Origin of the sequence: Clostridium sp. CF012, assembly GCF_018861755.1 — a bacterium.
Taxonomy (GTDB): domain Bacteria; phylum Bacillota; class Clostridia; order Clostridiales; family Clostridiaceae; genus Clostridium_AD.
On sequence record NZ_JAHLEF010000017.1, the window covers coordinates 18,482 to 44,376 of the forward strand.

Sequence of the window (25,895 nt, forward strand, 5' to 3'; positions counted from 1 at the left end):
TCTAGCTTATACGACATTTTTTATACCTAAAGGATAAAGGGGTGGTAATTTGAATATCAAGAACGTACTAAAAATACAATCGCTTGATGGTGCGAAGTTAATAGCAGGGAAAAAAGGAATTTTAAATGAAATAAAAGGGGTCAACATACTTGAGGCCATTGACATAGAAAATTGGGGACAATCGGGGCAGGTAATACTAACTAGTTTTTTCGCCCTACAAAATTTGAGTAATATTGAATTAGACGTTTTTTTTGAAAAGCTCCATAGCATAGGTATTTGTGCGATCATAATTAAAATTGAAAGACTAGTTTACCTTATACCAAATAAAATAATAGAACTTTGTGACAAACATATAATTCCTCTAATCCAAATTGGCAATAGCATAAAATACGAATCCATAATTCTGGATATATTGGGGCCAATAATAGATAAAAATGTGCACCTATTAAATAAGTATTACGAAGTACATTGCGATCTAACTAGCCTAGCACTGAAAATGCCATCAATGGATGAGATATTAAATGAATTTAAAAAAATGATACAGCGTGATGTTAGCCTTATTAATTCTGTAAAGGGAACTGAAATTACTACGAATCCTGAACTTTGCCATGTAACAATAATGAATAAGGGTGAAATTCCAAATGAAAGATACATGAATTTCAAATATGAGCGAATGGAGGTAGTCTATACTGACACAGATCCAAAGACAGTTGGCACACAAATTAGAGTTCTCATACCATTTCTAGGATTTGATGACTACTCGCTAGTCATTCACGAACTACAAAATCAAATTGGTTTTGAAGATTTCATGGTGATAGAAAATGCAGTGAAATTTATACAAATGGAACTATTAAAAAAATATGTGGCATCGCAAAATCTATCCCTTCAAAAAAATAACATCATAAGCGATTTGCTAAATGACAAACTCTATGAGAAAAAGAATATTGATGAGGTGCTAGAATCACTTAGGATTAACAGCCACAAGCACTATCAAATTATTCTCATAAAGCTATATCAGCGTGACGACAATAAACCCTTAGACAAGAACCTAATGCTTCCCATTCTAAGACAGATTAAAAACAAATTTGTTTTAAGTCTCAAAGATATAGCTTTTTTGGAAAAATCGGATAGAATAGTGTTCATACTTAATTTTGAAGATTTTCAAAATGGATTTAATTTGGGTTCTATTGAAAAATCAATGAACTCACTTAATGAAAATAATCTATTTGAACAATTCTATTACTACGTGAGCATCAGCTCAATAGTAGAAAAATTTGACATTCCAAAGGCGAATAAAGAAGTTTTAGACACTCAGAAGGTGCTAAGGTTATTCCACCATTCGAATAAGCTATTGCATTATGAAGAGCTTGGAATCTACAAATTATTCTTAGAGTCAAACCATCTAGATAAACTCGAAAAATTTATATCCCCTAGAATAAATAGATTTAGACTAGACTATCCACAGTTATTTCAGACCCTAGAAATATTTCTAGACACAAACCAAAGCTACACCCTCACCTCAGAAAAGCTATTTCTGCACCCGAAGACAGTGAGATACAGAATTGACAAGATAAAAGATGTTCTAGGCATAGAATTTACAAACCCAGAGGAAATACTGCAAATCCAAGTAGCCTCAAGACTTTTTAAACTAATGGAATAGGAGGGAAATAAGTGAATAATCCAGAAATTTTCAGCTTTGTTACAGAAGAAAATATTGAGCTAACTTTGAATTTATATAGGGCTCAGAAATATAGAAGAAATATAACGATAATTTATTTCCATGGTGGAGGGCTACTTTATGGAGTGAGAGATGACTTACCACAAATTTATATAGATAAATTTTTAAATTCAGGATATGATCTTTTGGCACTAGATTATCCACTAGCGCCAGAATCAAAAATAGATATAATTTTAAAGTCATCTTACGAAGAAATTTTATACTATTTGAAAAATCACGAGGTGGTATTTGAATTAACTAATAAAAAATACGTACTATTTGGAAGGTCATCAGGCGCTTACCTCTGTTTTATGATGTGCGACATGTTGATCGAAAATGATGACTTAATGCCAATGGCAATCATAAGCCTCTATGGATATGCAAGACTTGATGAAGACCAATTCAACACTCCAAGTAAATTTTATAACAAGCTACCCAAATTAAGCAGTAAAAGTCTTGAAAAATTTATCTCGGATACCCCTGTGACATACTGCCCAATTAATTTGAGATTTTCGCTCTATATAAAGGCAAGACAGGAAGGAACATGGGTTAAAGATATCTGCAAAGAAGAAAACCCAACAAAATACTCTTTGGATTACGAAAAGCTAAAAAGTTTTCCACCAACAATATTAACAGCATCAACCCTAGACCCGGATGTGCCATATAGAATCTCAAAGACACTACGTAATTTAATCCCAAACTCCCACCTTATAACAATCTATGGAGAAGTCCACGACTTCGATAGAGATATAAACAACGATTCAGGAATATTGACGTATGAAGAAATAATAAAATGGCTGGAAGATATAATCTAAATATTTTAAATAAAAACTCCTATCTAATAATATCTAATTTGCTGTGATTCATGGTATATTACTTAATAGCATTTACTCCCTTGCTACAGTTCCTGTACCATATCACCTGTTCTCTGAAAATACTCTTCTATGCTTTCAAAGCAAGTATTTACCATGAATTCTATCTCCTCTTCATTAATAATATATGGAGGAATAAAATAGAGTACATTTCCTATAGGTCTAAGTACTAAACCTTTTTTTAGAGCAATCTTGTAAATCTCATAACCTACTCTCATATGCCAAGGATAACTTTCCTTTGTCTCCCTATCTTTTACTATTTCCATAGCTGTTATCATACCTATACTTCTTACTTCCCCTACATGTTTTAACCCTTCTGCATTTTCTAATGTAAGTTTTCTTATAAGCTGACCTTTTCCTGTATTGTTTTTTATAATATTATCTTCTTCAAATATTTTAAGATTTTCTAAAGCAATGGCACAGGCCATAGCATTACCCGAATAAGTGTGACTATGTATAAATGCTTTACGATCTCTATAATCACCATAGAAACAGTCATAAATTTCATCTGTAGTCATAACTACTGACATAGGCATATACCCAGCAGAAATCCCTTTTGAAAGGCACATAAAGTCTGGGCTTATTTGAGCATGATTACAAGCAAACATCTCTCCAGTTCTACCAAATCCCATTGCAATCTCATCTGCAATAAGGTGTACATCATACTTATCACAAATTTCCCGAAGCTTCTCTAAATAAATCGGTGAATAAATCTTCATACCTGCTGCACCTTGAACCATAGGTTCAACTATTACTGCACTTATATCTTCATGATTTTCGATTAAACACTTTTTCATATTCTCGAAGCACTCTGCATTACAATTTTCCCTATTTAAACCGTATTTACACCTATAGCAATCTGGTCCTTCTACTCTGAAAGTATCTAGAAGGAGAGGCTTGTATACAATATTGAACTCATCTATATCACAAACAGACAAGGCACCTAAAGTTTCTCCATGATATGCATCGCTTAGTGCTACGAACCTTTTCTTTTTAATATTTCCTTTTTGCATGTTATAATGAAAACTCATCTTTAAAGCTATTTCTACTGCTGAGGATCCATTATCAGAAAAAAACACTTTTGTAAGCTTTTCTGGTGTTATATTTACAAGCTTCTCCGCAAGCTCTATAGCTGGTTTATTGGAGAAATTTGCAAATATTACGTGTTCAATGCTGTCAATCTGCTTTTTTATAGCCTCATTAATTCTCTTATTGCTATGTCCAAGAGTATTCGTCCACCAAGATGATATACAGTCTAAATATCTATTACCATCAATATCATAAAGCCAAACCCCTTCACCTTTTTCAATGACTATTGGATTAAGCTCCTCATAGTCCTTCATTTGCGAACAAGGGTGCCATATATATTTCAAATCTTTTTCTACATAACTATTCATACAAATACCTCAACTTTCACTTTATAATTGATTCATACATTTCTCAATAGTCTTAATACTAAATGCCCTTTCTGCATGTGTTCTTATAGCTTGTACCATGTTGTCTTTTAAGTTTTCAATGTACTTAAGCTTGCCTATAACAGGCACTTTAGTAAGCTTTTCTATCATTTTAATATTGTCATTGCAGAGAAAATTTTCTGTATAATTGTTTATTATTATTCCTTTGATATTAATCCCTAGGGATTCTATATATTTCACAGTCAATACTGTATGATTAATTGTTCCTAGACCCGCTCTTGCCACAATAACAACACTCATATTTAAATCCACAATAAGATTCTCAAGGGTATATAATCCTCTTTCATCATCTATCAATGGACATATTATGCCTCCACTACCCTCTGCAATTATATAATCATATTTTCCCTTTAAATAATCATATTTTTCTCTTATTACATCTAGATCAATAGGCTTATTCTCAAGTTTTGCTGCAAGATGAGGGGATACTTGTGCCTTATAAACATAGGGTGTTATATTCTCATAAGCTTCTTCCAAATTACTCACTTCACAAGAAAGCTTCGCATCACCAGGAATAAGCTCATTTCCTACTTCAAAGGCCCCACTCAATGCCGCCTTAAAATAGGTAGCATTATAGCCATTACTCCTCATCACATGCATAATCCCTGCAGTTACAACAGTTTTACCCACATCAGTATCTGTTCCAACTATAAATACTCCCTTAGCCATTTTTTCTAACCTCCAGTTTTAGCTCACTTACCATTTTCATATCATCACATATTTTATTACCTGATGTTGTTAGGTAGTTTCCTGTGATTGTAGCATTGGCTCCTGCATTAAAGCAATTTTTACCAAACTCATCGATTTTATTTCTTCCTCCAGCAAGTCTTATAAGAGCTTCAGGGTTCACCAATCTGAAGATGGCAATGGTCTTTAGTATTTCATCCTGGCTTAAGCTTTCTACATTTTCTAGTGGTGTTCCCTTGATTGGATTCAATACATTAATAGGAATAGATTTAACACCTAAATCCCTTAACTGAAAAGCTAGATTAATTCTATCCCGAAGACTTTCCCCAAGACCAATAATTCCTCCACAGCAAACAAGCATTCCAGCTCTCGATGCTGCATTTATAGTATCTATTCTTTCATCGTAGCTGTGAGTTGTACATATCTTATCATAGTACTCTCTGCTAGTTTCTAGGTTATGGTGATACATTGTTATGCCATTCTCTCTTAGCTTAACCAATTCCTCATATCTCAGTATCCCGAGTGAAGCGCATAAATCAATTTTTGTTTCCCTATTTAGCTCTTCGTATATATCTAAAATCTTTTCAAAATCACGACCAGTAGTTCCTCTGCCACTTGTCACTAAGGAAAATCTATTTACTCCCTCATTTTGATTTTCCCTTGCGAGCTTTAAAGCATCTTCCTTTGAAACTAATCCATACACTTCTACATCGGTTTTATAATGAGCAGATTGCGCGCAGAATTTGCAGTCCTCAGTACAGCTTCCTGATTTTGCATTCATTATGGTGCAAAGATCTACTTCCCTGCCACAAAAACACTCTCGCACTTTATTAGCACTATTACACAATAGTACTATATCCTCTTTTTCTTCAATGTCCGCTAATTTCATCGCCTCTTCAAAGCTTATACCTTGACCTGCTAAAACCTTTTCCTCTATACTCTTAATATACTCTCTCATGTCGTACTCCTCTCTTTTTGTTTTCTTAAGCTATATATCCGCTTTTTCTTAATACTGGTAATAGTTTCGTAGAAATATATGCTGCAAACATAGCTACTAAAATTAGATTTCTTGTGTTTTTCATAATTACTCCTCCTTAATACCAATGATACATACTAATAATAATTGAATAACACCCAATTGTAAACCATTTATTATTTTTAGGTTTACAATCAAAGTCTATTTCATATTTTTACCCTTCTTATATATCATATCCTTGATATTTTTCTTGTAGAATAGTTTTAAATCTTATATCAAATGCGATAAAATTTTCAGAAATCGGCGATGAAATATTAGCAGCTATTAAGAATAAATTTGAATTTATTGAAATATCAGTTGAAGATAATGGTATACGAGCAGAACTTTCAGATATTTATTAACGTTTTTTTTATTAATACAAGTTCGACGTATCACTTTATCTTAGGACAATAATTATGACAGTGCTTTCTTGAATATGTTTTAAACTATCAGTATAAACTCAATACAAAAAAGGCTAAAGCCATTGATTTTCAATGACTTTAGCTTATGACACTGGCTCCCCATAAATTGGGACTACTCTTGTCCAACCCTTCATTTTTCCATACTTTAGATATTTATCGTAATACGCCAGCTCATCATTAAGGAGTCCGCTCCATAACTTACGCAATGAGTCGTTCCTAATGGTCTCAATGATTGCCCGGACATGACTATCTAATGAAGCTAATTCCCAGCTTAAGATAATCCGGTACATAAACTTATCCGTGATTGTTTCAGGATCAATGGGAGACGTTACTGGTTGTGACGGCCTGTTAGGCAGCGGTACATTAAGCTTTATTGCTAACTCCTCAAGCTTTTTAACCTGCTTGTTATATACATACACTCCATGTTGAAGTATCGCCTTAAACTCAGTATCATGAGCGAAACTAGAAAGTATACCTATGAGTTCAATTTGTTCATATCTCATAGTAATATGATCCCAAATATGAAACGCTTCTGAAGTGGAAAGTTGTTCTTCTAACTGAGCAATAGAAGTCTTGTAAACAGGATATGTCTCTTCCCAGCCTTTCAATTTACCAAACTTATAAAGGGTATCAAAATCCTCAAAATGAATTATTAAATCTTGAATGATAATATTTCTTAAATTATCATTAGTACTGGTTGAACGAACAGCATGAATAAGAGACATCAGCTCCGCTATGAGGTCATGGTATATCTTTTTATAGATATAATCATCCGTTATATCATTAACACGGGTTGCAAACTTGACATCCACCGGAGGTCTGTTTGGCATTTTGATACGAAATTCTTCGCCTAATTTCTCTAAGTTATCTATTTGCTTTTCAAAATGCTTCTGAAATTTATCTAGGATAATTTCCCAATCTATGTCATGAACAAAGTTCTTAAATAACTGAATGGTTTGAGTACTAACATATCTCGCTCTTAGAAGACTATATATATTAAATGCTTCCTGGATATCTAGATTGTCATCTCTCTTCGTAACTTTTTTTATTAATGAAATTATATCCAATATTTTCACCCCTCAATTGTAAATATTGTTATTAGTATGTGTAGAATACCTTTTACATATACCTTGAGGGATGAAATACTTATAACTTACTATTCGACCTATCTTTAGACGCAGCTACTTCCCTATGGCCTCTCTCTACTTCAGCAAGCATCCTGTCATTTACCAGTAATAGCTCGCCCTCTTGATCTACAATACGCTTTTCCAAAGCCAATTTTGATTTTCTGAGCTCCGCCTCTTGCTCTTTGGATTTAGTGATATTTACAAAAGTGACGACCACACCATCGATTTTGCCCTCTAACGTGCGGTAAGGCAGAATGCGCGCGTTAAACCAACTCCCATTGCGAGCCATTACCTGTTTTTCAGCAGTAATCAGCGTACGTTGCACATTCCTGACATCCTCTGTCAGTTCAGGATAAATAAGATCTGACGCTATATCAGTTATAGGCCTTCCCACGTCACTGGAAATCAACCTAGAGACTTCAGTCATTTTGCTTGTGAAGTGCTTAATGAGTAACGTGGCATCTAAAAATAAGGTGGCAATTTCCGTACTGTTCATTAGATTCTTCATATCGCTTGTGACTTGTGACAGGTTTTCTAACTTGGCCTGTAACTCAAAATTGATTGTCTTTAGCTCTTCATTTGAGGACTGTACTTCTTCCTTGGTTGTGGTCAGCTCCTCGTTTGTTGATTGGAGTTCTTCGTTGCAGGACTGCAGTTCCTCATTACTGGATTTGAATTCTTCCTGAGATATCTGCATTTCTGCACCGGCAACTTGCCACATTTGGCGAGTTTGTAGTAGTTCTCGTTCCAATTCTTCTTCCCGCTTATTACTGGCAGGGATTTGGACCGTTGTGTTTATTGTTTCACGTACAATAGGTATAGTCACATCGGTGAAAACAATCATTACCATCCCACGCAGTTCCTCCGGCTCTTTGAGCGGATTGACTGTGATATCAACCATATGAGGTCCTCCCTCGTTTAGAACAACAGCATTCTTGGAAGTAACCGACTCTTTTTGACGAACTGCCTTGTAGAAGGCTTCACTTAGCTTATAGTTTAGTCCTTCACGGGCCATGGCAAAAACATTCCAATTAACCTTACCGGCAGCCGGTTCCAGGTACTTACCCGTTCGCCCGGTAATGTAGAGGATATCACCTTTCCCGTTGACGAGCACTGTGGCCGGTGAATAATGTTGCAAAATCAGTTTATCCGCCTGCGACTGCATGTTTTGAACCTCATCCGAAGGTTGGTTCACTTCAGCCTGATACGGTGCAAAGGAGTTAGGGAATTCTATAGGCTCCTTCTGAATTAGGGGTCTAAGTCTCTGATAGATTCGCGATTTGAGATCAAGTGGTTTAAAAAGATCAGTAAAGTTCCCCACCGACTCTGCACTTCCTAAAAATAAATAGCCGCCACTATTGAGACTGTAATGAAAAAGAGGAATGAGCTTTTTCTGGATTTCTGGTGTCAAGTATATAAGCAGGTTCCGACAGATTATTATATCGATCTTTGTAAATGGCGGATCCTTAATCATGTTTTGCTGAGCAAAAATGACCATATCACGAATGTCCTTGATAATCTGATAGCCACGATCCACCTTGACGAAATATTTATTCAAGCGCTGGGCCGACATATCTTTTGCGATATTAAGTGAGAAAATCCCCTCCCGGGCTTTATCAATAGCTTCACAGTCTAAATCTGTAGCAAAAATCTGAATAGAAAAGTTTTTAAAAGGTTTTAACTTATCCATCACGTCTTTGAAGACAATCGCTAAGGAGTAAGCCTCTTCGCCAGTGGAACAGGCAGATATCCAGACTCGAACCGTATCAGTGGGCGACCGCTGCGATAAGAGTTCTGGTATAACTTTGTCCTTTAGTAATTCCCACTCCACGGGTTCGCGAAAAAAACTGGTAACACCAATTAAAAACTCCTTAAATAACAATTTCAGTTCCTGAGGATTCCCCTTCAAAAAATCCATGTAGGTGGCTATATCGTCAATTTGATGGATGCCCATACATCGCTCAATCCTACGTTGTATAGTGTTTCTTTTGTATGAAGAAAAATCATGACCTGTATGAGCTCGTAACAGGACTATAATATTGTCGAAGTAACTCATGAGTTTATCTGTATGGCCCTGGTCAGCCTTACCCTTATGCTGCTTGTGCTCTAGATAGGAAATAATTCTTGAAGGTAGCGTCTCTACGGTGGATATAACGTCTGCGAGTCCTGCCTCAATGGCGCTGCGAGGCATGCTATCAAATTTAGCTGAGGATGGTTCCTGGATAAAGACACTTCCACCTTTTTCCTTGATTTCTCTAGCGCCTGCTGTACCGTCTGTACCCATTCCTGAGAGTATGACACCAATACTCCCCTCCTGTTTATAATTCGCCAGGGAGCAAAAAAAGAAATCTATAGGCAACCGCAGATTGTGGGGCTCAATATATTCAAAAAGGTGTATCACATTATTCTTAATAGACATATTCATATTTTGCGGAATTACATAGACACGGTCTGGATGAACAGATATGTTCTCATAGGCCTGTACAACTTTCATACTAGTATCATTCTGAAGTAACTCCACCAAAATACCATTACTATTATTCTCCATGTGCTGAACTATAACAAAAGCCAAGCCGCTATTTTCAGGCACATTACAAAGGAAATCTGAAAGCGCCTCTAGTCCTCTTGCGGAGGCTCCTATTCCAACGATTGAAAAGTCTGTTTTTGCGGTATCTATTTTGGGAGGACTGCCCTCAGATTTTTTAGTACTTATGTTTGTTTCAAGGTTCTTATTCTCTTTCATTATAGACCTCCATTAACAAATTGATGTACACATCGTTTTATCTTCTTATTATAACAAATTATTTGTAACTGAGTATAAAGTTTTTAAATCTCCATATTATTCTTTAATCAACTATAACAAATAAAGACTTCATAGGGAAAATAAATCTCCTTCTGAAGTCTTTAATATGTAGCCTTGACTATGACTATATATGCGATTCTATCTAATTTAAGGAATAGATATCCGAAAACTCAACATGTATTCTCTCAATTCTTTCTTGTGACTCCGCTTCAAATATACTACACATGTCGTCCTCTTTAAGCAGTACTGTTACTGGCAACACAATGATAAACTCCGTTCCTTTGCCGTATTCACTAAATACAGAAATTTTACCCATATGTAGCTCCACAAGGGATTTTACAATGGAAAGTCCAATACCACTGCCCTCTTGATTTCGTGTAAGTGACCTATCTACCTGTCTAAATCTATCAAAAATAATACCTAATTTATCATTTGGAATACCTATGCCTGTGTCCTTTATTGATATTATAATATTTTCTCCTTTATCATACATATTAACTGTCATACTTCCACCTGGTTTTGTAAACTTTATTGAATTAGAAAGTAAATTTAGTATCACTCTTTCAATTTTTTCTGGATCGCAGGATATTATACACTCCTCTATATCAGTATCAAAAATCAATTCAATAGATTTAGATTTGATATATTCGGCTACTGACAAAGTAACACTCTCAACAACATTGACGATATTACAATTGGAAAGCGTTAACTCAAAAAAACCTGCATCAAGTTTTGTAATATCAATCATATTATTAACCAGGCGTAATTGTCTGTAACAATTCTGTTTCATTATGTTAATATACTTTTTAAATCTTCTTTCTTTCTCATTACCCTCATTTCCACTTGTAAATGTATCCAGAAGCTGCAAGGAACATAAAATTACATTTAGGGGCGTTTTCAGTTCATGAGAAAGGTTAGTGAAAAACTCCGTCTTCAAAGTTTCTGATAATATTGTTTCATTTAATAATTTCTTGTTTGTTATATCCACAAGAGATAAGACGACTCCTTTAATTAAATCCTCAACTGTACTGTATGGCGCGCATTTCAATAAATACCAGCTTCCATTTTTACTTTGAATTTCCTTTTCAGAGGGAATATGACTGCTTAATACTTCTCTTGCACTCATATTTAAGTCATCATTGATCAAATTACTTACTATGTGATGTATTGGACGCCCAATATCTTGGGACTTAAGGTTTATCTCTTTAGTAATGCTCGGTGTAAATTTTCTTATGCAAAGATTTTCATCAAGAAAAATAGTCCCAATATCTGTACTGTTTAAATAGTTTGTCATATCATTATATAGCTCAGCCAATTCTTGATTCTTATATTCATACCGAGCATTGACTTTTAGTAATTCATCATTTAAGGCTTGAAATTCTTCATTTGTACTCAGTAGTTCTTCATTGTAAGCAAAATGTTCCTCATTTGATGTTTGGAGGCATTCCTTGGTATACTGTAATTCCTTTTCAAGTTGTGTAATTCTTTCATTTAACTTTTTTTCTAAATCATATTCCCCTATATTTTCATTTTTATCAACATTATCATTACTATAATGCAAACTTATACTTGGCATTACATTTTTCATAATGCATATCTCCTTTTGTTTAAATATTTAAATATCGGCTTAATAATAAATAATATTAATAATTGCATCACTCTATCTTATCTTTAATACAGTTATACTTCTACAAATACCCATAAATTACCTTTAATTACAGTGTGTTTAGAGCTATAATTCATTCGCAACTTTCGTCAAACTCTGCATATATATAAATTAATAAAGACATGAGGATAAATGTGGCTTAACTCTCAAATTATATGATATACTTCTATGTAAAAGAGTTACAAGGGGGATAACATGCTTAAAATATTTAGAATTAATAAAAAGTTACTTAAACACTTAGATTTTGGCATAATAATTATTTGTATAATTATTATGCTATTTGGTTCGTTAAATATATTAAGTGCAACTCAATATATTTATAGAGGTAATAATATTGTTAGTACCACTATAAATTTTCATTTTCTTAAGATGCATTTGTTATGGCTTATGGTAGGACTATTTGTAATGTATTTAATACTTCTTATAGATTACAAAGTTATACAAGGTTATGCAAATATAATATATTGGTGCGGAATATTCCTACTTCTACTTAATGCACTATTTCCAGTCAAGGTTAATGGAGCAGAGTCCTGGTTAAAGCTCGGACCCTTACCACAATTTCAACCCTCAGAATTTGTAAAGATTGCATTGATAATTATGATTGCTAAACAATTAGATGAAATGGAAGGCAATATAAATAATATTAAAAACTTTCTTATACTTTCCGTTTATTCAATTATCCCAGTGATTTTTTTACTAAAACAGCCTGATATGGGAATGACTATGTTTTTATTCTTCATCCTTCTAGGCATGTTTTTTATTGCTGGGCTAAATTCCAAAGCTATTGTTGGTGGCCTAATAGGAGTATCTGCTGCTATAGCATTAGTTTGGAATTCAGGGTTAATAAGAATTTATCAAAAGAACAGATTGATATCTTTTTTATATCCAGATTTAGATCCACTAGGTACTGGTCTTCAACTTACCATGGCTCAAATTGGAATAGGCAAGGGTGGAATTTTTGGTACTGGTTTTTTAAAAGGCTCCTGGGCGGCAGTGGGAAGCACCCCTGAATCCAGCACAGATTGTATTTTTTCAGTGCTTGGAGAAGAGTGGGGGCTCGTTGGTGCAATTTTTCTTTTAACTTTGTATGGATTATTAATTTATAGGTTAATTAAAATTGCTAAAGATTCTAAGGATATATTTGGTACAATGTTAACCGCAGGTATTATATCTATGTTCTTGTTTTCTATTTTGCAGAATATAGGTATGAATATAGGTATTATGCCTATTACAGGACTTACTCTTCCTTTTATGAGTTATGGAGGAAGTTCAATAATTACAACATTCATATGTATTGGTCTTGTTTTAAATGTAGGCATGAGGAGAAAGAAATTCAACTTTTAGAAGTAGAATTATGAAAAGCTATGAGATAATTATCTCATAGCTTTTTTGGCTTAAATTTTTATAGTATGTTATTAATTAAGCTGCTTTGACCACAAAATTCATTTATAATTATTAACTGATATATCAATAGATTGATAGTTTTTATTTATGCGGTGCTTAATTTCAAACTCTTTAGACTCTCCAGGCTGTATCTTTCGATCCCACTTAGTAAAATCGGAATCTAAAACACTATTTAAATCTTTATATTTTACATTAACCTCAAAATAATTTATTGCTTTTTTTCCTATATTTTTAACACTACCCCGCACGTATGTATACTTATCTTCAGTTACCCATGTCCACCCATCAATAATTGCTAATTCTTTTGAATGAATACCCTTGCGAAACTTTCTCATTAACTTATATAACACTTTTATCTTTTTATATAATTCAATATTTTTCAAATGAATATATGCTAAAAATCTCTTCATTAACTTATGTAACTCTTTTGCCTTTTTAGATAATTGAATTTTGCTTGAATGAATAAATTTAAAAAATTTATTCATTAATTTATGCGACACTTTTATCTTTTTAGGCAATTCAATCTTCATTGTTAATTGTTGGTTTTCAATTGAATATGCATCACTATTGAATCTCAGGTCTTGTCCACACTTACTGCAAAATAAAGTTCCCTCGGGTAATTCACCCCCACAATTTCTACACTTCATATTTTAATCCTCCATTTTATCTTATGTATTATTACTGCTTCCAGTTGTAGTATAGTCCATCTTATAACATTTCACAATATTTCAGCTTGTCCCCCGGCGTTTTTACCTAAGGATCCAACGCAACTATTATTACCCTCATCTTCCAGGTGTTAAAAAATAAAAGTTCCCAAACACTGCTTTTATACAGTAATTAGAACTGAGTATTATAAATAAAAAATAGATCAATATTTTTATTGACCTATTTTTTAATTTAAAACAATATATAATTTTTGACAATAGTTAAACAATCTAATATATATGTTACTTTACAAAAATTACATTTATTGCTTTAATCAAAGCCTCAACTTTATCTCCTTGCTTAAATCCAGCATCTTCTAAACTTTCTCTCGTCATCACGGACGTAACTACTGGTGAATTATTTCATCCATCCACGGTCATTTTAATTTGCGCCATTAATTGATCAGTTTTAATTTCTTCAATTCGTCCAAAAAATTTATTTCTTACACCAACTTCTATTATAAACACCTCCACTAAATAAGATATTATGAGTATTGCCCATATGGTAACTCTTATACATATTCATTTAATGTTTGTCTTTCACTCTTTAAAATTATTTTCAATATTACTTAAACTTTGAATTTTTTCGTTAGATCTTGCATCTTAATAGCCATCTCTCTTAGTATATCGGAAGAAGCATTAACCTCTTCGATTGTTGCTGATTGTTCTTCCATAGATGCTGAGTTGTTGATGCTCGTTTCTGACAGTTCAACAGAATGTTTCTTTAAATTAGTCATACTTTTTAACAAATCATCCATTTTAGAAACTATTAAATTTATATTGCTATTCACTTGATTTATAGTGTAATTAACTTTCTTATTTGATGATTCAATAACAGAAAAAGCATTGTTAACATCACTTGAAACTTCTTTATTTTGTTCCAATTCTAAAAGTCCTAATTTTGCTTTAGTATTGATTCCTTCTGTATCCTTTTTTATATATGCAAGTATATTGTTAATCTCTTTTACTGCACTATCAGATTGTTGTGATAACTTTCCAATTTCCCCAGCTACGACTGCAAATCCTCTACCATGTTCCCCTGCTCTTGCAGCCTCTATTGATGCATTTAGTGAAAGAAGACTTGTTTGTTTTGATATTCCTGTTATCAAACTTAATATATTCGTTATCTCAGAATTTCTTTTATTTAATGTTTCTGCTTGCTCATGGAAATCTGAAATTATTGTATTTATTTTTGATAATTGTTGCATCATATTCTCCATGTTGTTTTTGCCCTTCATACAATTATCTATTGTCTCATTAGATTCTTCTTGCATTTGTTTTGCACTTGTTAAAATATCTTGCATTTCATTATTGGAATTCTCTATTTTAATTAGAGCTGAATCAACCAATTCACATTGTTTACTAGATATTTGACTAGACATAACTATGGATTGAACTATCTCCTCATTTACTCTACTACTTTCATCCATACTTATTGCTAATTGATTAGATGATTCAGATATTTGTATACTATTTTCTTGGACATCTTTAACAATTCCTTTGAGAGAGTTTTTCATATTAATAAAAGAATATCCCAAATCTTCTACTTCATCTTTAGAGTTAAAGTTTAAATCAGGTATATTTAAATTTCCATTTGATATTTGTTTAGCAAAATCATTTAGTTGATTTAGTTGTTTTGTTATCTTTTTACTAAATCGAGTAGCGAGTAATATAGCAAACACAGATATTCCTATAATGGTTGCAATTAATAATATAAGCGTTATTTTATATATTTTTTGTATGTTTCCATCTAAAATTTGCATATACTCCGATTCATCTACTAAAATATTTCCAATACTAATAGTGGCAAAATCTTGTTTCTTTTGCATAGTAGCATACACCTCAATAGCCTCTAGAGCACCATGAGTAGTGCCTAATTTAGAAAAGGCCGAGATACTATCCTTATTAATAGTATCTAATATATTTTTTAATCCCTCATATTCACTTTTGCTTTTGTCATAAATAATGGTTTTGTCCAACCTTGAAAATATGATTTGAATTTCATCCCATTTTTTGTTGTATTCCTTATTATCTAATTTGCCGTCACTTCTAATTACAGAATTATATATATTTACTAATTCCGCAGTTTTCACCTTAACTTGGCCTTCTAAGGCAATATTACTTATAATACTTTTATATTGATTAATTACTCTTAAATTCATTACAACAGAAATAGCATTTATTATCACCATACATGACAAAAGCACTACAAAAGATTTAATTAAACGTTTACTAATAGATGTATTCTTCTTTTTATAAAGTTTGCCCTTCATGTCATCCCATCCTTTGTTTCTCTTTATTTTACATTTTTAGTACAACTTACTTAATACCAATTCTATATTAATCTCTTTTTCCCTCTATTTTTTAAAATTATTTATATATATTTTCGGACATGCTCCTCGCCGCTTAGATTAAAGCATAAAATAACTCCAGCAAGCCTAGACTGCTAGAGTTATTATTCCTAAGGATTGTCAGGAGCATCTGTTTGAATATAGGTCATTTGGCCACCTGGATAAGCTCCATTGTTAGTAACTTTATAGTCATCATGATTGTGCATAGGATAAATTTGAGGAAAGAAATTGTCATTAATAGATGGAGTTTCATTGCATATATCTACGTAATTCACGGTTTTTATATTATTGAGGTTAACGGGCTGAGTTGGAATATTAGCTATTACACTGTGGTCTATATTTTTTATTTCATGCATTCGCTTGGACAAAGAATGTATACAATCTTTCCCATTTACAATATAATTTCTATACTGTGGGCGTTTATCCTCAGCTTCTATTAATAGGTCAAAGGTTTCTCCTGAGCCTATAGTACATGTGACTCCTCTTTCAAGGCCCTCATATCCTTGTAATCCTAGTTTTTCAGATATTTTCAAGAATGGACTTGGATTAGCATCCTTACCTATTACAACAAAATGCCATCCGTGGATATGCCACGGTACTACCTGATAGCCCATATTAATCATTCTAAGCATAAACATTTCTCCTGTTTTTACATGCACATAGGATTCGTAGTTAAGCTGAGATATATCTCTATCATGGCATGGCTCCGGAGTTAAATGATGTGGAAGTAAGGTGTCTGGAAAGGCACGACCGTTTACAAGCCAAAAATCAGGTTTAAAATCCACGGGATTAAAATCACCACCAGTTTCAACACTATCATGCCATCTGGTATCTATATCAGAAAGTAACATCACATATTCTTTATCAAAATAAGAACGAACATCATTGTATGCAAAATTTCTATTTGTGGCAGTTTGTGAAATATGCTCTTGTAATCTTTCTTCGTAGAACCAGCTACCATTCCATAATCTTCTTATACCTGCCAATGCGAGACTTCTCATAGATGGATAGACAACTAGGGCTCCGTACATACCCATCTGAACATGCTCAGCTGCTTCAACATGACAGTGATACATGTAGGTTCCAGGATGCTCCGTATCAAATAGATAAGTTACCACAGGGGGGGCCATCTCAAAATCCATACACCTAGGAACCCCAAAGGACGTTTCAGGGAAACCATCCAATTGAGTTGCTACTTGGGCACCGTGCAAATGTATAGTGTGGGCATCCATAATACCTGAGGTTGGCATGCCTAAATTTATCAAGGTTATATAAACTCTGTCGCCCATTTCTCCCCAAATCATGGGTGAAGGTATGGTGGCAGTTCCTATTAAATTTTTAAATTTTGGCCAATTACAAGCTTTAGTCCAATCAAGGTCTTCATTTACTACTTTACCATTAACCTTATATAGCCCACCAACAAAACCAAATACGTACACTATCCTACTCTCATTTTCTACTGGGGGCAGGTCTGCCGAGGTAGGGAGTTCTATAAAACCATCAGTAGCAGCAAGTACATAATGTCTAACACTCACTTTGTCATCACTCCCGCTTATTTATTTTGAACCATATTAAAATAAATATAGTAGTTTAACACAGATGCAACACACTTAAAGATGTAGTTTTGAATGTTTGCTACATCCTTAGTTCATAATATGACAGATATAGTATAATTGATTCTAAATTCACGCTTACCCTTTAGTCAACAGAAATTCTAACAGAAAATTTTTTATCCATAAACATAAAAAAAATAGCCCACAACTTATGATGTGAGCTATTTCTTATCTATTATTCCTTTGACTTACTAAAACTTCCACTTTTAATAATTTAACCTTTTTTTAAAACTTCAGTGAGCATTGGTACAACTTCATACAAATCACCCACAATACCATAATCAGCATGAGAAAATATTGGAGCTCTTTCATCCGTGTTAATAGCAACAATAATCTTGGCATCACGAATTCCACGCACATGCTGAACCTGACCCGATATTCCAATAGCTAGGTACAATGACCCTTTAAATTTCTGACCAGATATTCCTACATATCGATCAAGAGGCATCCATTCGTTTTCCTCAGCAACAGGACGAGAACAACCAACTTGAGCCCCCATAGCCTCTGCCAAGGCTTCTATTATAGGCAAGTCCTTTTGATCAACTAAACCGCGCCCTATACTGCATACTTTATCGGCATCGCCAATATTTCCACCCAGATGTACATTCGAGCTATCTTGACTTTTGATGTTTTCAATTTTTAGATAGTTTATCAAAGTGGCTATTTTTTCTTCCGTGGAGCCTTCTTTTATAATAATACCCTTACGGTTTTCCGTTACTACTTTTGCAGCAGGTTTAATTTCTGCTACATTTGTGGCACTAATAACGCTGGCTGTGGGAGTTTTTTTAGAATTATGCAAAATTGAATGAGAAATGATTAGCTTATGAATTTCATTCGTACCCTCATATATTGTACAAATTTTAGCATCACGATACATGCGTTCCACAGCAAAACCCTTTATGTAGCCATACCCTCCATAAATTTGAACTGCATCATTAACAACTTCAAGGCAAACATCAGAAGCGTAGAGTTTCGCCATGGCAGATTCAGTTCCATAGGACTCATGCTCTTGCTTAAGTTCAGCTGCACTATATACCATAAAGCGGGCCGCACGAATTTTAGTAGCCATATCCGCAAGTTTAAATGCGATGACTTGTTGTTCGCAAATGGGTTTCCCAAACTGAACCCTTTCTTTAGAGTATTCTAGAGCCTTTTCATAAGCTCCTTGGGCAATTCCTAGTGCTTGCGCAGCAATACCAATACGTCCACCCTCTAATGTCATCATAGCAATTTTGAACCCTTGTCCTTCTTTTCCCAGCAGGTTTTCAGCAGGTACTTTGACATCACGGAAGAGCAGCTCAGCCGTAGCAGATGAACGAATACCCATTTTATTGTAATGTGTACCAAAAGTAAATCCTTCCCAATCATTTTCCACAATAAAAGCACTAATTCCCCTAGTTCCTATTCCTGGAGTAGTAACTGCAAATATTACATAAATTTGTGCATATCCACCGTTAGTGATAAATATTTTTGCGCCATTAAGTATATAATGATCCCCCTTTAACACAGCAGTGGTTTCTGTGTTACTAGCATCACTGCCAGCATTTTCTTCTGTTAGACCGAAGGCACCAATCTTCTCCCCAGAAGCAAGTGGAGTAAGATATTTTTCCTTTTGCTCCTCTGTTCCAAATTCCATAATAGGCCATGATCCTAGTGACACATGTGCAGATAGTGCAACACCCACTCCTGCATCCACCCTAGACAATTCTTCCACCGCAATGGCATAAGTTAATATATCCATTCCAGCTCCTCCATATTTTTTCGGATATGGAATTCCCATAATATCTAATTCGCCCATTTCCTTTATAATTTTTTCCGGAAAAATACTTTTTTCATCCAGTTGAAAGGAAATTGGTTCAATTTTAGTTTCAGCAAATTCTCTTATAATATTTTTAAGTGATTCCTGTTCATTAGTTAATTTAAAATTCATTAAGACATCTCCTATTATAATATTATTTTAATTTTTCAAGGTTAAAATATCTTTTTCACTTATAATACTATATTCTACAATTTTGGGTTTAATCCTCCTTATTTTTAATTAATATTCTATAATAGTTAATATCTGTTCATGCTTTTTTTCCAATTGTTTCAGATGATGCAATAGCTGAAATGTCTAAGGCTGGCATTAATGTAATTAGAGTTGCAGGAATAAATAGATATGAAACATCTGTTGAAGTTCTAAATATTTAGCTAAACAACAAAAAATTACTAATGTTTATGTATTTAATGGATATACTCCTGCTGATGCTTTAACAGTTGCATCTAAGGCAGCAATAGATAAATCTCCAATAATCTTAGTAGAGCAAAAATCAATTTCAAAAGAAGTTCCAGACTGGTTATCTGCTCAAAATCTTAAATCAGCTTATGTCATAGGTGGAGTTGGAGTTGTTAGTGATTCAGTTATGGAAGCATTAAATAAACTTACATCAGAAAACATAACTAACAATAGGCTTGGTGGCATGGACAGATATGAAACATGCCATAGTTGTAGGTAAGTTCTTTAATAAAGAGCAAACAAATATTTATGTAACTGAAAGTCTTAAATTAGCAGATGCTTTAGTAATTGCACCAAAATATAAAAGTTCTCATAATTTTAACGTTAGCTTAATCTTCTTTTAACATAAACATGAGATTATATGTATATGAAGAAGGGAGAGTGGACTATTTTGAGTAATGAACAAATATTTATAATCAGTGAAGATGTCATTGATGAATGCCTTGCTGAATCCATCGAAAAAATAAGCAAATAAAAAACAAGTCTAACATGGTGAGACTTGTTTTTTATTTGCTTCAATTTCCTTTAGGATCCTCTTACCAATTTGTACCTTCATATATTGTACAAATTTTAGCATCACGATACATAGGTTCAACTCATTACAATGTATAGGATACTCCATACGATATGTGATATATTTATTAATCCATATAATATTAGCCATGCAATAATTATTATGTTGGACTGGTGTAACTGCTTTGAGGTGGCTTTTTTCATTCTTTGGTAAACCCAAAGCAGCAATGCCAATGGGACCACTATTTTAATGATTAGACTTAGTACTTGCATATTGTTTACCACTGGTGCCATAATAGCATTTGCTTCTAAGAACATACCCGTGTTGACTAGGAAAAGTGTAAATAATATATCAGACCATGTGTGTAAGTTTTAAACTTAGGTTAATTGAAGGTTGCTACATTAAATATACAGCTCAAAGTTCTAAATACTTCTATTACTTATCAGTGTAGTAAATGTAATTTCTATTAACTGAAATATCCCCTTTTTCTTTTATTATTTTAACTCTCGGTTTAATTTTATCATCATCTAAAATATTCACAATAACACTTTTATCAGTAGCATTTATAATTTTAATATTGGCTCCTGATAAATCTGACACTAAGCCTCTTTTTTGTGAAACTATATTTAGAATTATATTCTCTCCAGTAGGTACAAATTCAATATGATCGCTAAACTCTTTAGGATATGTTTTTATGCCTGTTTTATATTTATAAAAATATTTATTTCCAACTTTTTCAAAAGAAAACTCTACTAACTCTGTTCCTTCATTATCTGAATAAATATATGATTGCTTTGACTGGTCTTTTGCCTTTTCAATTGTTACAGTGTGCAAATCAGATGCTATAGGCTTTGTACTCATAACAAAGTCATTTTTTGTTTCATCCTCTGCTACCTTATTTTCTTCTTTCTTTATTATTATTTCATTGTCATCTTTTACTGCATTATTTTCTCCATTATTTGTTATTATCTGATTATTAACTTGTAATGAAGTAGATGACCCAACAAAAGGCTTCACATTACCATTAGGCTTTTTATAATCCCACTTAAAGTTATCATTATCATTAAGTTTAGGAATACCATAAAACTCTAACATAAGAGTTCCTGATACGTCACTACCCTCAGCTCCATCTAGCTTTATATTATTTATAACTATCTTTTTATCGTAAGCTTCTACTTGACCTATAAAACCTATAATTTCATCATACATACCCTTAAATTTAAGTGTAACTTGCATTTTATATGCACCAATAATATTTGCATTATCAGTTTTTGTAGTAGCATTATTATTATTTGTTTTTTCACTATTAGCATCTTTTTTAGAATTAGCATTAAAGTCACTTACAAGCTTGTCTAATTCATTGCTAGCAATTTTGCTTTTATCTTCATTATTAACATTTTTGCTAGTATCTGCTGTGGTGCTTTCACCATTTATTTCTGAAAACTCTAACACATCTGCCTGAAGATCACTGTCCTTAATCATTTTGTCTAAAACCACTATGATCTGTTCCTGTTCAATAGATGTAAATAGCTTATCTGTTTCATTAAATATTTTAGCATTCAAAGTTTTATACTGTTCACTCATTTTATTTTTTGAGGCAATTTTCACTTTAGCCTGCTCCCATTTTTGAGAGTACGTATATCTACTTGCTTTTAATTCACTTATCCTTTGAATTTGTTTTGTGTAAATAAAATTATAAAAGCTGTAGCCTAATAATACTATTAATAAAGCTCCTATTAATACTTGTTCTCTTTTAGTTATCTTCATAATTATCAACGTCCTTTAAAGTACAATTTAAACTAAAAGTAAGGTTTTCAGTTTCCGTAGATGATGAATTTATGGTAGCAATATGAACTTCTTTTACAATATCTAAGCTTCGTAAAGATCGCTCAAATACCGCTATTGTTTCTCTATCTTTTCCTTCAGCTTCAAGTTGCATTCCAGTGGCATCTAAAGCCATGGATTTAAAATAAACACCTTCAGGAACACAAGCATTTATTTTATCTATTACTTTGCTACCTACAAAATCATTATTATTTATGCCAGTATTAATATTTACTACCATACCACTGTACTTATTCATAATAGCTAATTTCTTTTCTTCATTTTCAATTTCTTTCAACTTATCAATATTATCTTTTGAATTTAGATTTTGCTGTATATCCACTATCTCTGAATTTAACTTACTTATGTTAAAATAGTTAAATACACACATAAAAATTACCAAAATTACTAAACATGTAGATAAAATAGCACCATACAAATATCCTTTTTTAAAATCTTTTCTACTTCCTGCATATGTATCAAAAAAATTAAAATCCTTCATAAATTTCACCTACCTCAATCTTATTATTGCTCCTATAGCGTTTAGATATTTGCTTAAATCTAGCTCTATTTTAGCTGAATCTACTTTAGATAAATCTACTTTCGCTTGCTTTACATTAAGCTCTTTTGTTTTAGAACAGTTTACATTACTTAATCTCTGTATTTTGGTAACAGGTAAATACAATGCATCTTTTATAAACGTTTCTATACCCTTAAGATTAGAACTTCCTCCATAGATATATATCTTATCTATTTTATTTCCTTGTTCTTTATTTTTGTAATAATTAAATAATTTTTCTATTTCTTGAGTCCACATTATTATCTGTGCTTTTGCGATATCATTTATTGTTGGACTCTTCATTTCACTTAAAGATCCTCCTTGTAAATCACAAAATTTGATCTTTTGCTTTTCAGCTTCTTCTTCTGAAATAGATAATTGCTTAGAAATATCTATTTCTATATTAGAACCACCATAAGTAATAATTCTGGTAAACTGAACATTTCTATCTGTAATAATATTTACATTTATGAAATCATATCCTAAATCTATAATTGCGACAGTATCTTCTATGCTATAATTTTCATCATTAACTCTTATATCTTCAATAAATAATTTATTAATACTATTTGAACTGATATCTAATGCTACTGCATTCCCATTTAATTCTTTTACTAACTTATAATATCCCTCTGCCATTGTTTTAGGATAAACTACTACTGTAATTTTTGCCATCTTTACATTTTCGTCTTGGAATTCTTCTAATATTCTATATTGAATTATATAATTTTCAAACTTAATTGGTAAATATTTTTCCATTTGAAAATTAATTATAGAGACCATATCTTCTTGTTTTGCTACTGGAATTTCAATATCTCTAGTTATAACTGATGTACTTTTGGTAGTGATAATAATGTTTCTACATTTTATACTTTGTCCTTGCAAAACATCCATAATTTCACTTTTAAATTTAGTTACATCTAAAATATTCCCATCATTATAACATCCCACTGGAGTAGGGATAGTAATAGCTTTTTCTATAATAACGTTTTTTCTACTTTGACTTCCTAGAACTATCTTTGTGTTTTTTGAACCTATGTCTAGGGATAATACCTTTTGGTTGAACATGGGTGGTCACCTCTCTTCAGTGTATTGGTTTGAAATGTTTCTATAAATTTCTAATTTTTCTTCACTTCATTCAAATCTAATATGTAAAAAACATGCACCCAGTAGATATAAGCTTGTCCCTACGATTCAGCTATCATTTTATTACTGGGTGCAACAACTGTAATTATTAAATAACTTTCAATTGTCCAAGTAACAACTTGTATTGTTCAGTAGTCGGAGTTTATACTACTTATTGTCAACAACGTTTAGTGTATAAGTCATTTTTTTATTTGGATTTGTTAATGAGGTTCCTTCTAACTTATATTGACCAAGGGTATTCAAATTAACTGTGCCAGTCCATGATACAGCTACAGGCTTTTCATAACCTCTAGACATCTCTGCTAAAACAAATGAGGGTAAATTAAAACTTGCTCCTAATTTTATATTACTTTGCATAGATTTAAGTTCACTTATATCCCCTATTAGAATAGGTGATTTATATTTTTCATTAAAATATTTTTCAATAGTATCGATTTTCTCAGAAGTTAGTCTACCCTTATATATTACAACCTCTGCAATATCAACATTAGGACCACCTATTCTAAACTTATCATTTTTCGAACTAATTGCTTCTTTTACAAGAAACCATTTTTGACCTCCAGTGGTCTCTTCTTTTGGTATACTAAATTCATGTTCCCCATTTTTCAAAAAAACAGATTCTTCATTTCCTATTTTATTTCGAACTACGGCAAAGATATAAATATCATTATTATTTGTATTTTGACTTGGTATTTCTAAATATTGATCATTTGCACTAAAGCTCACATATTGCCATTTAAACCCTGTTCCCATTCCCATTTTCATTAACTCTGGTGTTTTATCGATCTTACTTGCAGATTCATTTGGTATACTTTGACCGTATATACTTGAAATATCAAGCCATTTTCTGACCTTATTTACATCTACTTCAGTAGGAGCAGATGGATCTATAAATCCTGCATCAAAATGAGATACCGCATTTTGTGTTATGGGTAAGCCTGATATAAAAACCGGTGAACTTACACTTTGTTTGCCAATTTTACCTGACTTAGCACCCGGAGTTGCAGTAAATATAATATGTCTGCCCTTATACTCCTCTAATGATAATGGAAAAGTCCTTTCGTAAGAACCAAAATTATTTATAGTCTCATTGGACACCAACTCATAATCCCTTGGGAAAAGAGGATAATAATATGAATCATTTATAATGTCATCGTTTAAACTAAACCTTGGATCTTTAGGTAACGGCGTGGTATACTCCTTAGTTGAAACATACCACTCAACTACATTCAACAAATGATCCCATTTATATGCAGCATCATTCTCAAAATTCCCAACTATACTAAAGCCTCCTGTAACATATCCATAAGAGACATTGTTACTCCCTTGTTTTACCTTTATCCCAATATTTTTAAGCGCGATAGGCGTTAATACTTCAGGCTTAACGTTGGAAACAAGAGTATAATATGCTTTATTATTATGAGTCTTTTCAACTTCATAATAATTTACTTTAATTCCACCTAAACTGTTAAAAATGACTTTTTCTTTTAAAATTAATTCTTTATTTCTAATCTTTTCTTTCACATTATCAATTTCCATTTCCATATCCCGTTGAGTTAAAAATACTTCTTGGGAAATAACCTTGGTTTTATTAAGAAATATGAAATGACTGCTCAAAATCGTTAGGAAGCTTACGCTGATAATACCTAAAATAGCAATAGCTAAAATAACCTCCACTAAAGTAAAACCATTTCTTTTTCGCATAAAACTCACCTTACTCT

The 25,895-nt window shown here is 32.7% G+C and carries 21 protein-coding genes and 1 pseudogene; 6 read left to right on the forward strand and 16 right to left on the reverse strand.

What is annotated here, in order from left to right; genetic code table 11:
- Positions 1 to 49: 49 nt before the first annotated feature.
- Positions 50 to 1,660 (forward strand): PucR family transcriptional regulator, encoded by a 1,611-nt coding sequence (locus tag KPL50_RS15245; RefSeq protein ID WP_216299394.1) that lies wholly within the window; start codon positions 50 to 52, stop codon positions 1,658 to 1,660.
- An 11-nt stretch (positions 1,661 to 1,671) separates the two neighbouring features.
- A complete protein-coding gene (locus KPL50_RS15250; protein ID WP_216299395.1) occupies positions 1,672 to 2,532 on the forward strand; it encodes an alpha/beta hydrolase in 861 nt (286 codons plus the stop codon).
- An 83-nt stretch (positions 2,533 to 2,615) separates the two neighbouring features.
- On the opposite strand, the gene bioA is transcribed toward KPL50_RS15250, so the two are convergent.
- From bioA to bioB, 3 genes are read right to left on the reverse strand one after another with little or no spacing between them, the layout of a single operon-like run.
- Positions 2,616 to 3,986: an adenosylmethionine--8-amino-7-oxononanoate transaminase gene (gene bioA / locus KPL50_RS15255; protein WP_216299396.1), complete on the reverse strand. Its 1,371-nt coding sequence runs from the start codon at positions 3,984 to 3,986 to the stop codon at positions 2,616 to 2,618.
- 21 nt (positions 3,987 to 4,007) lie between these two features.
- Positions 4,008 to 4,733, reverse strand: coding sequence for a dethiobiotin synthase (gene bioD / locus KPL50_RS15260; protein WP_216299397.1), 726 nt, complete (start codon positions 4,731 to 4,733; stop codon positions 4,008 to 4,010).
- A complete protein-coding gene (bioB, locus tag KPL50_RS15265; protein ID WP_216299398.1) occupies positions 4,726 to 5,709 on the reverse strand; it encodes a biotin synthase BioB in 984 nt (327 codons plus the stop codon). The genes bioD and bioB overlap by 8 nt, the downstream gene beginning before the upstream one ends.
- A gap of 275 nt (positions 5,710 to 5,984) precedes the next feature.
- Between bioB and KPL50_RS27935 the strand changes: the two genes are divergently transcribed.
- Entirely contained in the window at positions 5,985 to 6,128 is a 144-nt protein-coding gene (locus KPL50_RS27935; protein ID WP_375372929.1) for an ATP-binding protein, read from the forward strand.
- A gap of 143 nt (positions 6,129 to 6,271) precedes the next feature.
- On the opposite strand, the gene KPL50_RS15270 is transcribed toward KPL50_RS27935, so the two are convergent.
- From KPL50_RS15270 to KPL50_RS15280, 3 genes are all read right to left on the reverse strand, one after another.
- The gene (locus KPL50_RS15270; protein WP_216299399.1) at positions 6,272 to 7,255 is read right to left on the reverse strand and encodes a DUF3231 family protein; all 984 of its coding nucleotides are present in this window, start codon (positions 7,253 to 7,255) and stop codon (positions 6,272 to 6,274) included.
- 79 nt (positions 7,256 to 7,334) lie between these two features.
- On the reverse strand, positions 7,335 to 10,058 hold the full coding sequence (locus KPL50_RS15275; RefSeq protein WP_216299400.1) for a CheR family methyltransferase: 2,724 nt from the start codon (positions 10,056 to 10,058) through the stop codon (positions 7,335 to 7,337).
- A 202-nt stretch (positions 10,059 to 10,260) separates the two neighbouring features.
- Positions 10,261 to 11,706: an ATP-binding protein gene (locus KPL50_RS15280; protein ID WP_216299401.1), complete on the reverse strand. Its 1,446-nt coding sequence runs from the start codon at positions 11,704 to 11,706 to the stop codon at positions 10,261 to 10,263.
- A gap of 273 nt (positions 11,707 to 11,979) precedes the next feature.
- Between KPL50_RS15280 and rodA the strand changes: the two genes are divergently transcribed.
- On the forward strand, positions 11,980 to 13,128 hold the full coding sequence (rodA, locus tag KPL50_RS15285; RefSeq protein ID WP_216299402.1) for a rod shape-determining protein RodA: 1,149 nt from the start codon (positions 11,980 to 11,982) through the stop codon (positions 13,126 to 13,128).
- A gap of 98 nt (positions 13,129 to 13,226) precedes the next feature.
- On the opposite strand, the gene KPL50_RS15290 is transcribed toward rodA, so the two are convergent.
- From KPL50_RS15290 to KPL50_RS15305, 5 genes are all read right to left on the reverse strand, one after another.
- Complete coding sequence (locus KPL50_RS15290; protein ID WP_216299403.1) at positions 13,227 to 13,835, reverse strand: zinc ribbon domain-containing protein; 609 nt, start codon at positions 13,833 to 13,835, stop codon at positions 13,227 to 13,229.
- A gap of 300 nt (positions 13,836 to 14,135) precedes the next feature.
- Positions 14,136 to 14,228, reverse strand: a complete 93-nt coding sequence (locus KPL50_RS27940) for a hypothetical protein (RefSeq protein WP_253200646.1) — start codon at positions 14,226 to 14,228, stop codon at positions 14,136 to 14,138.
- A 233-nt stretch (positions 14,229 to 14,461) separates the two neighbouring features.
- Entirely contained in the window at positions 14,462 to 16,165 is a 1,704-nt protein-coding gene (locus tag KPL50_RS15295) for a methyl-accepting chemotaxis protein (protein WP_216299404.1), read from the reverse strand.
- A 188-nt stretch (positions 16,166 to 16,353) separates the two neighbouring features.
- Positions 16,354 to 17,778 carry a multicopper oxidase domain-containing protein gene (locus KPL50_RS15300; RefSeq protein ID WP_216299405.1) on the reverse strand — a complete coding sequence of 475 codons (1,425 nt, stop codon included), beginning with the start codon at positions 17,776 to 17,778 and terminating at the stop codon, positions 16,354 to 16,356.
- Between the two features lie 292 nt (positions 17,779 to 18,070).
- Positions 18,071 to 19,786, reverse strand: a complete 1,716-nt coding sequence (locus KPL50_RS15305; protein ID WP_216299406.1) for an acyl-CoA dehydrogenase family protein — start codon at positions 19,784 to 19,786, stop codon at positions 18,071 to 18,073.
- 274 nt (positions 19,787 to 20,060) lie between these two features.
- Between KPL50_RS15305 and KPL50_RS27945 the strand changes: the two are divergent.
- Positions 20,061 to 20,246 (forward strand): annotated as a pseudogene (locus KPL50_RS27945) (cell wall-binding repeat-containing protein); the annotation flags it as partial.
- A gap of 79 nt (positions 20,247 to 20,325) precedes the next feature.
- Positions 20,326 to 20,475, forward strand: a complete 150-nt coding sequence (locus tag KPL50_RS15315; RefSeq protein ID WP_216299407.1) for a hypothetical protein — start codon at positions 20,326 to 20,328, stop codon at positions 20,473 to 20,475.
- 247 nt (positions 20,476 to 20,722) lie between these two features.
- Here the strand turns inward: KPL50_RS15315 and KPL50_RS27950 are convergent, their stop codons facing one another.
- The 5 genes from KPL50_RS27950 to KPL50_RS15335 all read right to left on the reverse strand — a co-directional run bounded on the left by KPL50_RS27950 (position 20,723) and on the right by KPL50_RS15335 (position 25,878).
- Entirely contained in the window at positions 20,723 to 20,995 is a 273-nt protein-coding gene (locus tag KPL50_RS27950) for a DUF5658 family protein (RefSeq protein WP_375372930.1), read from the reverse strand.
- 85 nt (positions 20,996 to 21,080) lie between these two features.
- Positions 21,081 to 22,412 carry a hypothetical protein gene (locus KPL50_RS15320; protein WP_216299408.1) on the reverse strand — a complete coding sequence of 444 codons (1,332 nt, stop codon included), beginning with the start codon at positions 22,410 to 22,412 and terminating at the stop codon, positions 21,081 to 21,083.
- Positions 22,399 to 22,971: a PilN domain-containing protein gene (locus tag KPL50_RS15325; protein ID WP_216299409.1), complete on the reverse strand. Its 573-nt coding sequence runs from the start codon at positions 22,969 to 22,971 to the stop codon at positions 22,399 to 22,401. The genes KPL50_RS15320 and KPL50_RS15325 overlap by 14 nt, the downstream gene beginning before the upstream one ends.
- A 9-nt stretch (positions 22,972 to 22,980) precedes the next feature.
- Positions 22,981 to 24,096, reverse strand: coding sequence for a pilus assembly protein PilM (pilM, locus tag KPL50_RS15330; protein WP_216299410.1), 1,116 nt, complete (start codon positions 24,094 to 24,096; stop codon positions 22,981 to 22,983).
- Positions 24,097 to 24,321: 225 nt separating this feature from the next.
- Positions 24,322 to 25,878, reverse strand: a complete 1,557-nt coding sequence (locus KPL50_RS15335; protein ID WP_216299456.1) for an Ig-like domain-containing protein — start codon at positions 25,876 to 25,878, stop codon at positions 24,322 to 24,324.
- Positions 25,879 to 25,895 lie beyond the last annotated feature (17 nt).